Source organism: Microbacterium sp. SORGH_AS_0969 (assembly GCF_030818255.1).
Classification (GTDB): Bacteria; Actinomycetota; Actinomycetes; order Actinomycetales; family Microbacteriaceae; genus Microbacterium.
In genome coordinates this window covers 135865-149138 of the sequence record NZ_JAUTAG010000001.1, presented here as the reverse complement: position 1 = coordinate 149138, position 13274 = coordinate 135865, and the positions used below count along the sequence as shown (strand labels likewise).

Below are 13274 nucleotides of genomic sequence, written 5' to 3'. Positions count from 1 at the left end.
GATGTCAGTCGGGCTGTCCGGCGAACCACACCAGCGGTGCGGTGGTGTCGGTCGACAGGGGGCGCAGACCCAGGTTCTGATCCGCCGAATACAGGGGAACGATTCCGGGGACCAGGGCGGTGGGCTTCGTGCCGTCGAGCTGCGGACCGGCGATGCCGTCGGCCGCGCCGGCCGACAATGTGCCGAGCGCCGAGGCGACCGCGGAGGGTTCGGTGCTACCGGCGGATGCCGCGGCGAGCGCGAGCAGGACGGTGGCGTCGTGACTGCGCGAGTCGGCGAGGCCGGCGACGGAGGCGAACGAGCGGTCCTCGAAGAGCGTCGTGGCCGAGGAGTCGTCGGCGACGACGCGCACGCCCGCGAGGAAGGCGGACATGGCTCGGCCATCGGCGTCGGACGAGAGGGCGACGGTGTCGCTCCAGCCCGCGCCGACCGTGGTCAGGTCGGTCGAGAGGGTGCCGCCCGCGGACACGAGCGCCTCGGAGAACGCCGGCGACGTGGCCTCGGGGGTGACGACGATCGGGAGATCGGCGTCGTCGCTCTGGAGCAGCTGCACCACGCTCGCCTGCGTCGAGGCGGGCCCGTTGATGAGAACCGCGTCGAGGGGACGCGATCCACGGGCCGCGGCGACGGCGGCACGGAAGGCCGCGGCGTCACCGCCGGCGGCGAACGGCACGATGGCGGCGGGGGAGAGACCCGCGGGCGTACCGTACCCGGCGTCCACGAGGAGGACGGACGAGGCGCCCTTCAGTGCTGCGGGAAGAGCCGCGCTGATCGCGTCGCTCGTGGGGCCCGTCAACCAGACGCCGTCGCCCGCGAGCGAGCCGTCGCTCACGTACGGGAGGACGGCGGGGACGCCTGCCGAGCGGGCGACCTCGACCGCGCCGGTGACGTGCGACCCGCTCGTGGCGACGACGATGCCGGCGGCTCCGTCGTCGACGAGCTCCTGCGCGGCGGCGCGAGCGCCGTCGGCGGTGCCTTTGTCGTCCACGGCGCGGACCGTGATGTCGTGACCGCCGAGCGCCAGGCGGCGGGCGGCCACGACCGCGCCGTTCGCGGCATCCTTCCACTCCGCGCCTTCGCCCGGAGCGGAGGAGAGCGAGACGATCACGCCGATCGTCAGGTCATCGGGGACCGGTGCCGAGATCGCGACGGGGATCGAGCCGACCGCCTGGGCCTCGGTGGGGCGCGTGAGCGACCAGGTGGTGACCCCGGCGGCGACGAGGACCACGGCGGCGGCCCCGGCGATCAGGGCGACGGTGCGACGCTTCACTTGCCGTCTCCGATCCGGAAGGTGTACACCGTCTGCGTCGCGGCGCCCGCGGGAGCCTCGATGTGGAACGGCGGCAGCTTCGCTCCGGCCTCCAGCGAGGCCTGCGTCTGCGCCTGCTGGAGCAGGATGCCCGCGACGTCTTCGGAGCGCACGTTGGCGTATCCCTGCGCCTGCTGCGAGGCCAGGGCGAGCTGGACGTCGGCGGTGTCGACCTTCGCGGCACTGGTGACCATCGAACCCAGCAGTCCCGAGCCGTTGACCTGACGGTCGCCCAGGTCGAGGAGGACCTTGTTCAGGTCGGCCTGCAGGAGCGAGGACGCGCCGTCCGTGTCACGGGTGGCGGCGCCGATGCTCGACGAGATCGACGACAGCGACGACAGGGTCTGCGCGGAGACGCTCTGCGAGATCGCCTCGCCGGCGGCGTTGAGATCGTCGCGCTGCGACTCGACGGTCTCTTTGCCGCTCTGCGCGATGTCGGTCGAGGTCGAGGTCAGACCCGACACGGAACGGTCGAACATGGCGCCGATGGTGGCGGCATCCGTCTTCCCGCGGGCCGAGATGACGCGCACCTGCTCCTCGATGAGGGCCGAGACCTTCTTGGCCGCCTCGGCGTCGGCGTCGGCGAATGCCCGCTCGATGCTCGGGCCGAGGCCGTCCTGCTGCTTCTTGAGGGCGTTGATGCGCTGGTCGAGCTCGGTGCGCTGGTCGGCGAGGGCCTTCGTCGAGTCGGTCAGCGAGGTCACCAGGGCGGTGAGGTTCTCGTTGCCGTTCCACGCGGAGGAGCTGATGCGGTTGACCGCGTCGCGGACCTTCGAGGTCTGGTCGAGCAGGCCCGCGATGGCGGTGCCGAGGTCGCCGGAGGGCTGCGTCTTCTCATCGACGCTGATCCACGCGGCGGTGTCGGCCTTCAGGCGGTCGAGGAGCGGTGCCGAATAACCCCACGGGGTCGAGAGCTGGTCTCCCTCGCATCCCTCGGACGTGAGGAACGAGCGCAGACGGTCGACCTCGGCGAGCGTCGGGCCGCCGATGACGACCGGGGAGGAGGAGCTCTTCGCGTCGGAGTCGTCGCCGTTGCCGTCGCCGTCCGTTCCGGACGTCGAGGTGGGCTTGGGCGTGGGCTCGTTGCCGCCGCCGGGGGGAGTCCAGTCGTCGTCCGGGGCGAGAGTGCAGATCTCGTCCGCCAGTCGGTTCGCCTGCTCGCGGATCGAGCCGCGCACATCCGGGTTGCCCAACTCCGTCTGGGCGTCGCGAGCGATCTGGTTGACCTGCGACAGCGCGGAGTTGAGCGATCCGAGCGAACCCGACAGCGTGTCGAGCGCCGCGCTGACCTCGCCCAGCGACTGCGGGACGGAGCCGTCGGGGAGGCCGTCGGTGACCTTCTTCGTCGCGTCCTGAACGGCTTCGACGGCTTGCGAGGTCTGGTCGAACTGCGTCACGACCGACGACATGAGCTCGGGCTTGAGAGAGTCGACGAGCTCGCGACCGTCGACCACCAGCTGGGCGAGGGTGGCGTTCACCTCGCCCTGGGCGCTGAACAGGGCGCACGTCGTCGACGGGGTCTGGCAGGTGTCGGCGCTGGGAGCGTCGGGGCCGATGGTCGAGCGCAGCGCGTTCTGCACCTCGCCCTTGCACTCGTCGGCGGCGGAGGCGTAGTTGTCGAGCTCGACCGCGAGGCGCTGGATGTTGCCGTAGATCGTGTTCGCTTCGCCCGGGATCGTCGACGTCGCCGAGCATCCGCTGCCGCTCGGGATCGACGGGGGCGGCGGTGCGCTGGTGTCACCGAGCATGCCGTCGACGGCCGACAGGGCGCTGCCGAGCTGCTGGAGGACCGCCGAGTTGGTGCTGTTCACCGTCGTCGAGAGGTCGGACTGCAGACCCGTGAGCTGCGCGGTGAGACCCCGCATCGACGTTCCGAGCGAGGTGGTGCTGTCGGCGAGCTCTCGCGCCGTGCGCACACCCAGGGTGTCGGCCGTGCTCTCGAGGTTCGTGCGTACCTCGGTGATCGTGGTGCCCGCGCGGCCGAGCACCTCGTTGACCGCCGCGACGACCTCGATGGTGCGGCGCTGGAGGGCGAGCTGCGACGTGGGGTCGTCGTTGAACGCCGCGTCGAGGACACCGCCGATCGACGGATCGGTCGAGATCCCCGGCTGCACCGCGATGTCGAACGCGGGCACCGAGAAGTCGTCGACGTCGGCGACAAGGGTGAGGGTGCTGCTGGCGCGACCGGAGGGCGGGGCGAGCAGCGACGCCCACTGCACCACGGCGTCGCCGTCGTCGGAGCGGCTCAGCACGCCGTTGGTCACGGCGGAGTCGGTGTCGGAGTCGATGACCACGCGGCTGGGGGCCACGCCTCCGAGGACGGTCGACGCGGCGATCGTCAGGGGCGCGCCCACGAGCGCTTCGCGTGTGCGCGACTGACCCGCGGCGTCGTAGGTCAGCTCCTGGGGCTTCACGGTGAGGTTCTCGATCGTGACGTCGATCTCGACGCGGCCCGAGTAGCCCTTGAGGTCGCCCAGGTCGGTGCCGCTCGAGTCCGCGGTGCGGTACGAGGTGCGGATACGCACGGGGATGTCGTTCGCGACGTCGGCCGGGGTGAACGAGGCCGTCTCGCTGGTCGTCTCCGAGGGGGAGTTGCCGATGGCGATCGTCGTGGACTGCACGCTCTGGATGGCGGCGTCGGTGGTGACCCCGACGGCGACGGACTGCAGCAGTCGGGTGGGCGTGATCTGCGCCTCGCCGTTCGTGCACGCGGTCACCGTGACGAGCGCGCCGACAGCGACCATCGCCGCGATGACGCGCGGCAGCGCACGCCGACCCTCTACAGATTTCCCCACTGACATCCGTCCCCCTTGAACACCGTCCGGCAGCCGCCGTCGATCGTAGTCGGTCCCGCTGACATCGCCGGTTTCGGGGGCCGAGCTTGACATCCGACCCCACTGCCGTTCGTCGGCATCCGGCGTTCACGCGGGCGGCGGCCCCTCGCCTCGAAACGATTCGACAGGCGTTCTCCCGCCGACTACCATCGTCGGGTGACCTCTTCGACGACCTCGAGAGGTGCGGCGATGCGGGCGCTCCTTTCTCTCGCCATCGGCAGTTTCGGCATCGGCATGACCGAGTTCGTGGTGATGGGCCTCCTGCCCAACATCGCCCGAGAACTGGTGCCCACCGCGTGGGCCGCGTCGCCCGACGACGCGATCGCCCGAGCCGGCTGGCTCGTGTCGCTCTACGCCCTCGGCGTCGTCGTCGGCGCCCCCACGATCGCGGGATCCGTCGCGCGTTTCCCGCGGCACCGGGTGATGATCGTGCTCGCGGCCGCCCTGGCGTTCTTCACACTTCTGACCGTCATCGCCCCGACGTTCGAGCTCGTCGCCGCGTCGCGATTCCTCGCGGGACTCCCGCACGGCGCGTACTTCGGCATCGGGGCTCTCGTCGCCGCCGATGCCCTCGGACCCGGCAACCGCGCGAAGGGCGTCGCCTTCGTCCTCACCGGACTCACGATCGCCAACGTGGTGGGCGTCCCCCTCGGAACGCTCCTGGGACAGCAGGTCGGCTGGCGCGCCGCGTTCGCGGTCGTCACCGGCATCTTCGTGCTCGCGACGATCTGCATCGCCCTGTTCGTCCCGAAGCATCCCGGCGCGCCGGGACGACGGCTGCGCGACGAACTGCGCGTGTTCCGTATCGGCCAGGTCTGGTTCGCCCTCGGGATCGGCGCGGTCGGCTTCGGCGGCTTCTTCGCGATGTACAGCTACATCGCGCCCATGATCACCGAGGTCGCGGGGCAGCCGGAATGGGCCGTGTCGCTCGTCCTGGTGCTCGTCGGCGTCGGCATGACGGTGGGCAACGTGGTCGGCGGGGCGCTCGCCGACAAAGACCTGCGGTTCTGGCTCTTCGTCGGCCTGCTCGCGCTCGGCGCGGCGTCCGTCGGGCTCGCGCTCACCGCCGGATGGATCGTCACGCTCGTGGTCTTCGCCTTCCTCGTCGCGTTCTGCGGCGCCGCCCTGAGCCCTGGCATCCAGACCCGGCTGATGGACGTCGCCGAAGACAACCAGTCCATCGCCGCCGCGCTGAACCACTCGGCGTTGAACATCGGCAACAGCCTCGGTGCGTTCCTCGGCGGCCTCGCGATCGCCGCGGGCCTGGGGCTCGTGGCCCCCGCCTGGGTGGGCGCGGTGCTGGCCCTCGGCGGGCTCATCGTCGCCGTCGTGTCGTACCGCGTCGAGGACCGTTCGGGTCGTCACCCCGAGCACCGGATGCCGGCCGCCGAGGCCGCGACCACCGCGATCACCGGCTCGATCCCGACGCAGGGCTGAGCCCGGCGGCGCCCGCGCCGCGCCCTAGCCCGTTGAGTGTCCAAGACACGCCGTAGAGCGCCCGGCGGTTACGGCGTGTCTTGGACAGCCAACGCGAGCGCGGCACACCCCGACCGGAAGTGGCGCGAGCGGGACGGATGCCGGGGGCCCGGCATCCGGAATCGTCAGGTCGCGAGCAGGCGGCGGAGGTGCGTGGCGACGGCCGCGGTCTCGATCAGGAAGCCGTCGTGGCCGAAGTCGCTCGCGAGGACCACCGCCTCGTCGCCGTCGAGCGTGTTCGGGATGCCGCGCGCGATGCGGTGCTGACCGTCGATGGGGAACAGGCGGTCGCTGTCGATGCCGAGCACCAGCGTCGTGGCGGTGACACGACGCAGGGCGTCTTCGACCCCGTCGCGGTCGCGCCCGACGTCGTGCGAGTTCATCGCCTCGACGAGGGTGAGGTAGCTGTTCGCGTCGAAGCGCCGGGTGAACTTGTTGCCGTGGAAGTCGAGGTACGACTCGACCGCGAAACGGCCGCCCCGCCCGAGCGGGCTCACGCCCGACTGCCACGACCGCTGGAAACGCTGGTTGAGCTCGGTGGGGCTGCGGTAGTTCAGCAGCGCCATGCGGCGGGCCAGGGCGAGTCCGCGGTGCGGGCCGTCGCCGTCGCCGGAGTCGTAGTACTCACCTCCCGCGAAGCGCGGGTCCATCCGGATCGTGTCGAGCTGCACCGAGTTGAGCGCGATCTGGTCGGCGGTGGTGATGGGCGGGGCCGACAGGATCGCGGCGCGCTCCACCCGGTCGGGGTGCCCGACCGCCCATTCGAGGGCGTGCATTCCGCCCATCGATCCACCGATCACCGCGGCCCAGCGGTCGATGCCGAGCGCGTCGGCCAACTGCGCCTGAGCGCGGACCTGGTCGCGGATGGTCAGGTAAGGGAAGCGCGACGCCCACTCGTAACCGTCGGGCGCGATGCTCGCCGGTCCCGTCGAGCCCTGGCATCCGCCGAGCATGTTGGGAGCGACGACGAACCACCGGTCGGTGTCGATCGCGGCTCCCGGGCCGACGAGATCGCTCCACCAGCCGGCGGTCGGGTGGCCCGGACCTGCCGCTCCGCGCACGTGGCTGTCGCCGGTCAGGGCGTGCAGCACGATCACGGCGTTGTCGCGTGCGGTGGAGAGCTCACCCCACGATTCGTACGCGAGACGGAACGCCGGAAGGGACTCGCCGTTCTCGGTCGCGAACGCTCCGAAAGCGGCGAAACGGCGCTCGCCCACCGGGTCGCCGTCGCGCCAGGCGCCCGTCGCGGGAGGACGGCCGAGCAGGGAGCGGGCGTCGGCCTCCGTGATCGGTGCCGAGGGCACCGTGTCTTCGGAGATCTGCCAGTCCATGGCATCCATTCTCTCCGGTCCGGTGGAGCCTCACCGGACTGTTACGGCGATGTCGGAACCGCGGTCTACGATGCCACGCATGGGGACATGGAGCGCGAAACCGTTCGGAAACGACAGTGCCGCCGACTGGGCGTACGAGCTCGACGACGCGAGCGACTGGAGCGTCGTGAGCGACGCCCTGCGCGTCGCGACGGAGTCGGCGCCGGCAGACCTCGACTCCGACGACGCGGTGACGGCGATCGCCGCGGCAGAGGTCGTGGCGCGGGGCCGGGGGCGGGTGACGGACTCCGCCGAGAGCGTCGAGGCGTTCGTGGCGCGGGTGTCGCCGCCGTCTGCCGAGCTGGTGGACCTCGCCGCCTCGGCGCTCGCCGTCGCGACGTCCGGCGAGGGCGAGCTCGCTGATCTGTGGGAGGGCGATCCCGAGTGGCTCGCCGAGAACGAGAGGCTGCGCGCGGCGCTCACCACCGACTGAGCGCCTTGTCCAGCCCCCGCTCTCCGCAAGCGGGGGTGGGGATGATCGCCGCATGGCGACCTTCCTCCTCATCGCGGCGTCGAGCGACATCGGCCGCGCGACCACGACGCGACTGCGCGACGCGGGCCACCGCGTCCTGACCACGGCACGGGACTCTTCGGTCATCGAGCCCGACTTCGTCCTGGATGCCACCGACTTCGACGCCGTCGACCGGGTGGTGCGCGAGGCGGGCGAGCTCGACGGCATCGCGGTGTTCGCGGGATCGATGCTGCTCAAGCCCGCGCACCTGATCTCGCGCGAACAGTACGACGGCCTGATCGCCGCGTCGCTGACGACCGCGTTCGCCGCGGTCCGAGCCGCGGGGGCCCACCTGCGCGGCGGCGGGGCGGTCGTGCTGGTCTCGTCGGCGGCGGCGCTCGCGGGGCTTCCGAACCACGACGGGATCGCGGCGGCCAAGGCCGGGGTGATCGGGCTGACGCTGTCGGCCGCGGCGAGCTACGCGGCCCACGGTCTGCGGGTGAACGCGGTCGCCCCCGGCCTCGTCCAGACGCGCTTGACCGAGAAGCTCACCTCGAGCGACCTGTCGCGGAAGGTGTCGGAGGTGATGCACCCGCTGGGCCGCCTCGGCGAGCCGGATGACGTCGCCCGTGCGGTGGAATTCTTGCTGTCGCCCGAGAACGCCTGGATGACCGGCCAGGTGCTCGGCGTCGACGGGGGTCTCGGGAGCCTCCGGCCGCGGCAGAAGGTGTGACGGAGGGAGGGGCAGGGACGGAGGGAGGAGGATCTCGCGGCGCGGTTCCTCCCGGCATCCCACGCCCTCCGCTCGTCACCGGAATGCCCGGCACCGGCACGGGGTGGCGCACACGACGACGCCCCGACCCGGCCGAAGCCGGATCGGGGCGTGTCTGCGCGAGGGTCAGGCGCGAGCGGCCTCCGACAGGCGGCGCGCGGCGGCGAGGGCCTGGTCGAGGTCGGCCTTGAGGTCGTCGATGTTCTCGAGACCCACCGACAGGCGCACGAGACCGGGGGTCACGCCCGCGGTCAGCTGCTGCTCGGGGGTGAGCTGCGAGTGCGTGGTCGACGCGGGGTGGATGACGAGCGAGCGCACGTCGCCGATGTTCGCGAGGTGGCTGAAGAGGTTCAGCGAGTTGACGAACTCGCGACCCGCCTCGACGCCGCCCTTGAGCTCGAACGACAGCACGGCGCCGACGCCCTTGGGGGCGTAGTTGTTCGCGGCGGCGTACCAGGGCGAGGTGGGCAGACCCGAGTAGTTGACGCTCGCGACATCGTCGTGGCTCTCGAGCCACTCCGCGATCTCTTGCGCGTTCTGCACATGACGCTCGACGCGCAGCGACAGGGTCTCGATGCCCTGGATGAGCTGCCACGCGCTCTGCGGCGAGATCGAGGCACCGAGGTCGCGCAGCAGCTGCACGCGCGCCTTGATGATGTAGGCCAGGCCGTCGCCGACCGCCTGCGTGTAGACCGCTCCGTGGTACGAGGGGTCGGGCGTGGTCAGGCCCGGGAAGCGCTCGGAGTGCTCCGACCACGGGAAGCGGCCGCCGTCGACGATGACGCCGCCGATGGTGGTGCCGTGCCCGCCGAGGAACTTCGTCGCCGAGTGCACGATGATGTCGGCCCCGTGCTCGAAGGGACGGATGAGGTACGGCGTCGCGATCGTGTTGTCGACGATGAGGGGGACGCCGGCCTCGTGCGCGACGTCGGCGACCGTGCGGATGTCGAGCACGTTGATCTTCGGGTTGCCGATCGTCTCGGCGAAGAACAGCTTCGTGTTCGGACGGACAGCGGCGCGCCACTCTTCGGCGTCGTCCTGGTTCTCGACGAAGGTCGTCTCGATGCCGAGCTTGGCGAGGGTGTACTTGAAGAGGTTGTACGTGCCGCCGTAGATCGAGCTCGACGACACGATGTGGTCGCCGGCCTGCGCGATGTTGAGCACGGCGAACGTCTCGGCTGCCTGGCCGCTGGCGACGAGGAGGGCGCCGGTGCCGCCCTCGAGGCCCGCGACGCGCTGCTCGACGACGTCTTGCGTGGGGTTCTGGATGCGCGTGTAGATGTTGCCGAACTCGGCCAGCGCGAACAGGTTCGCCGCGTGGTCGGCGTTGTCGAACACGTACGACGTGGTCTGGTAGATCGGGGTGGCGCGGGCCTTCGTCACCGGGTCGGGCTGGGCGCCCGTGTGGATCTGCTTGGTCTCGAAACGCCAGTTCTCGGGTGCCGACATGGCTGCTCCTCTGGTCTGGGGGCCGAGGCGGTCGCCGTGGCCTCCTGCGAGCGTACGGACCCCCTCCGACACCGACAACCGCCGGGGTCACGGGCCGTAATACCACCGTCACGCGTGGTCGCGCCCGGACCGCTGGACGTCGGAGGGGACGAGTAGCGTGGATGCCATGACGCGACGCGCAGTGGTGACCGGGGCCAGTTCGGGTATCGGAGAGGCGACCGCACGCCTCCTGCGCGCGCGGGGGTGGGACGTCGTGGGTGTCGCCCGCCGCGCCGACCGGCTCGCGGCTCTCGAAGCGGAGACGGGGGTCGTCGCTCGCGCGGCCGACCTGACCGACGCCGACGACGTCGCCGCCTTGAGCGCCTGGCTCGACGAGACCGGCGGGGTCGACGCCCTCGTGCACGTCGCGGGCGGAGCGCGCGGCAGTGACCGGGTCGAAGACGGCGACCCGGACGACTGGCGCTGGATGTTCGAGGCCAACGTGCTCTCGTCGCAGCGGCTCGTGGCATCCCTCCTGCCTTCGCTGCGCCGCGCCGCCGACGCCGCCGGGCACGCCGACCTGCTCTTCGTCACCTCGACCGCCGCCCAGACCGCGTACCCCGGTGGCGGCGGGTACAACGCCGCGAAGGCCGGCGAATCCATGCTCGTGCACGCGCTCCGGCAGGAGCTGAACGGCGAGCCGCTCCGCGTCATCGAGATCGCGCCGGGCATGGTCCGCACCGAGGAGTTCACGCTCAACCGGCTGGGCGGCGACAGGGATGCCGCCGAAAAGCTCTACGAGGGCGTCGAGGCGCCGCTCGTGGCCGACGACGTCGCCGACGTGATCGCGTACGCCCTCGACGCGCCGGGTCACGTGAACCTCGACCTCGTGACCGTGCGGCCGGTGGCGCAGTCGGCGCAGCACCTCCTCGCGCGCGGGCCATTGCGTACGCGGTGACGCGGAGCCCGCTGTCATGACCGAACCGACGACGCTCGATGTCGATGCGCTTCGAGCCCGTCCGAGCCGATCGGAGCTTCGGCGGTTCTGGGCGAGGTTCCGGCGGGAGTACCCGCGCGTCCGCGACCCCGAGAGGAGGGGGCGGCGGGCCGTCTTCACCTTCCTCCTGATCGTGTCGACGATCGGCGCGCTGGGGTCGTGGGCCACCATCACGTCGGAGATCCGCCACGGCGGGTCCGACGAGGTCCGGCCGATGGCCCTGTTCGCGTTCATGTTCCTCGGGGTGTTCGTCTTCAGCGTGTGGGGCGTCATCCGCACGGCCAAAGGGCGCACGCGCCCCCGCGAACACTGGGCCCTCGCGCACTTCGCGGAAGACAACGGCCTCATCTACACCCCGGGTCCGCGCTCGGGCACGATGCGCGCGTGGTGGAGCATCACGGGCCACACCGTCTCGCGGGCGATGACGCGCGAGAACGCGGACGGGCGGACCGTCGAGTGGGCGGACTACGAGATCCGCAACGCCACCCGCCGGTTCACCTACCCGCCCGTGGGCGGGTGGATCAGGATCGGCCTCCGGCGCCCGCTGCCGCACATCATCGTGCGCGCGGCCCGGCGCGGAACCCGCGCGTTCGCGGTGGCGGCCGTCCCCGACTCGGCCCAGAGGCTCTCGCTCGAGGGCGACTTCGACGAGCATTTCGACCTGTACTGCCCCGAGGGGTACGAGGCGGATGCGCTCTACCTGTTCACGCCCGATGTCATGGCCCAGGCGATCGATGACGCGGGCGGATGGGACATCGAGATCGTCGACGATCTGCTCCTTCTCGTGCACCCGCGCGATGTCGTCACGACCGACCCGGAGCGGTGGGTCGAGGTCATGCGCACCGCGGACGCCTTCGCCGCGAAGCTCGAGCAGTGGGAGCGCTGGCGCGAGGGCCAGCTCCGAGACGACCCCGCGGTGACGGGGCTCCGGCGCGACACCGGTGAGGTGGCGCCGGCCGGTCGCCGTCTGAGGACGTCGTGGGGCCTCGCGGCCTGGGTGTCGTTCGGCATCGTCGTGGCGCTGGTCGTCGGGTTCTTCCTCCTCGGGCGCCCCTGAACGGCGAGGATCAGCTCACGTCGCCCTGCGCGGCGCGCGCATCCACCTCGGCCTCGGGGCGGTCGGCGAACGCGACGCGGGGGACGAAGAGCAGCAGCACCGCCGCGGCGAACCCGCCGGCGGCGCAGATCGACCACACGGTCAGGTAACCCGCGAGGGGAGCGGCCGTCGCCGCCACCGCCGAGCCCGCCCCGGCCGCCAGCACCACCCCGAACACCGCGGACGACATCGTTCCGCCCACGGTCTTCGTCGTGTTCGTGAGAGCGGATGCCACACCCGTCTGCCCGCGCGGTGCGGCGGCGGCGGCTGCCGCGGGCATCGCCGCGACGAGCGCTCCCGAGCCGAGCCCGGCGATCGCGAGGCACATCAGCACCTGCCACAGCTCGACGTGCAGGGGGAGGAGCAACGCGTATCCCGCACCGACGAGGACCGCCGCGCCGATCAGCACCGCCCGCGGACTCGCGCGGCGCGAGGTCACGGCGAACAGCACGGCCCCCACGATGAGCGAGACGAGGTAGACACCGATCACGTTCGAGCGGTCGGTGGCATCCAATCCCAGTCCGTACCCGAGCGCCCGGTCGGTTCCGGCGTACGTGGCGAGGGGGCCCTGCGCGCCGAGCAGGCTGATGCCGACGAGGAAGGCGGTCGTCTGCACCGGCCACATCTCGGGGCGACGGAGGACGCGGATGTCGACCGCCGGATCGGGCTGACGCAGCTCGAACAAGACGAAGATCGCGCCGAGTGCGACGCCCGCGACGAGGAGCGCACCGATCGCGACGGGTCCGGGCCCCTCCGGCAGCCGGACGAACGAGAGGGCGCCCGTGACGCACAGGAGTGCACCCGCGAGGATCGCGAAGCCGCCGACATCGAGTCGCCGCGGGTCGGAAGTACGCTCCGACTCGGGAACGCCCAGCCAGATGACGAGGCAGACGAGGGTCACCACCACCGCGGGGACGGCGAGGGCGAGTCGCAGGTCTCCGCCCGTCGCGGCGAACAGGCGGCCGGCAGCGAGAGCGCCGATGATGGCGCCCGCTTGCAGGCCGACGACGAGCAGGCCCGCGGCGCTGCGGGTGCGCGAGACGCCGCGCTGGAGGCGTCGGCCGCGGTCGAAGATGAGGGCGATCTCGAGCGGCAGCCATACGACGTAGAACCCCTGCAGCGCCCACGCGAGCAGGAACGACGTGAACGAGTCGGCGAAGACGAGCCACCAGCTGGCCGCGGCGGTCGCGATCGCGGACGCGAGCAGGATGCGCTTGTGCCCGAACATGTCGCCGAGCTTGGCGAGGATCGGGAGGACGAGCGCCGACAGCAGGAGCTGGGCGGCCTCGAACCAGTTGACGTCGGCATCGCGGATGCCGAGATGCGCGACGATGTTCGGCAGCAGCGGCACGTAGTACCCCTGCAGGATGCCGCTGGCGAGCTCGACCACGACGAACCAGCCGATGAGACCCGCGGTCACCCCGAGCGCGGACCCGCGCACCCGGCCGACCGCGCCGGAGACGCGCGACATGGCGCGACGATAGCACCGCGGGGGCGTGGCATCCGGTAGTCGCTTTCGCGAGCGCGCGGCGCGAGAGCGG

Annotated in this window: 10 protein-coding genes; 5 read left to right on the top strand and 5 right to left on the bottom strand. The window is 71.7% G+C overall.

Going from position 1 to position 13274, the window contains the following annotated elements; translation table 11 throughout:
• Window positions 1-4: 4 nt before the first annotated feature.
• Window positions 5-1270, bottom strand: a complete 1266-nt coding sequence (locus QE388_RS00720; RefSeq protein ID WP_307382163.1) for an ABC transporter substrate-binding protein — start codon at window positions 1268-1270, stop codon at window positions 5-7.
• On the bottom strand, window positions 1267-4110 hold the full coding sequence (locus tag QE388_RS00715; protein ID WP_307382161.1) for a hypothetical protein: 2844 nt from the start codon (window positions 4108-4110) through the stop codon (window positions 1267-1269). Before QE388_RS00715 ends, QE388_RS00720 begins: the two co-directional genes overlap by 4 nt.
• A 222-nt stretch (window positions 4111-4332) precedes the next feature.
• Between QE388_RS00715 and QE388_RS00710 the strand changes: the two genes are divergently transcribed.
• Window positions 4333-5580, top strand: coding sequence for an MFS transporter (locus QE388_RS00710; protein ID WP_307387024.1), 1248 nt, complete (start codon window positions 4333-4335; stop codon window positions 5578-5580).
• A 164-nt stretch (window positions 5581-5744) separates the two neighbouring features.
• Here the strand turns inward: QE388_RS00710 and QE388_RS00705 are convergent, their stop codons facing one another.
• Window positions 5745-6950 carry a homoserine O-acetyltransferase gene (locus tag QE388_RS00705; protein ID WP_307382158.1) on the bottom strand — a complete coding sequence of 402 codons (1206 nt, stop codon included), beginning with the start codon at window positions 6948-6950 and terminating at the stop codon, window positions 5745-5747.
• A 79-nt stretch (window positions 6951-7029) separates the two neighbouring features.
• Between QE388_RS00705 and QE388_RS00700 the strand changes: the two genes are divergently transcribed.
• Both QE388_RS00700 and QE388_RS00695 read left to right on the top strand, forming a co-directional pair.
• Entirely contained in the window at window positions 7030-7422 is a 393-nt protein-coding gene (locus QE388_RS00700; protein ID WP_275800625.1) for a DUF4259 domain-containing protein, read from the top strand.
• Between the two features lie 52 nt (window positions 7423-7474).
• Entirely contained in the window at window positions 7475-8173 is a 699-nt protein-coding gene (locus tag QE388_RS00695; protein ID WP_307382153.1) for an SDR family NAD(P)-dependent oxidoreductase, read from the top strand.
• Window positions 8174-8338: 165 nt separating this feature from the next.
• On the opposite strand, the gene QE388_RS00690 is transcribed toward QE388_RS00695, so the two are convergent.
• Window positions 8339-9661, bottom strand: coding sequence for a bifunctional o-acetylhomoserine/o-acetylserine sulfhydrylase (locus QE388_RS00690; protein WP_307382152.1), 1323 nt, complete (start codon window positions 9659-9661; stop codon window positions 8339-8341).
• A 166-nt stretch (window positions 9662-9827) separates the two neighbouring features.
• Here QE388_RS00690 and QE388_RS00685 point away from each other — a divergent pair, with 166 nt between their 5' ends.
• Window positions 9828-10598, top strand: coding sequence for an SDR family oxidoreductase (locus tag QE388_RS00685; RefSeq protein WP_307382150.1), 771 nt, complete (start codon window positions 9828-9830; stop codon window positions 10596-10598).
• A gap of 16 nt (window positions 10599-10614) precedes the next feature.
• Entirely contained in the window at window positions 10615-11694 is a 1080-nt protein-coding gene (locus tag QE388_RS00680) for a hypothetical protein (RefSeq protein ID WP_275800869.1), read from the top strand.
• Window positions 11695-11704: 10 nt separating this feature from the next.
• Here QE388_RS00680 and QE388_RS00675 read toward each other — a convergent pair whose 3' ends face one another.
• Complete coding sequence (locus tag QE388_RS00675; protein ID WP_307382149.1) at window positions 11705-13204, bottom strand: MFS transporter; 1500 nt, start codon at window positions 13202-13204, stop codon at window positions 11705-11707.
• Window positions 13205-13274 lie beyond the last annotated feature (70 nt).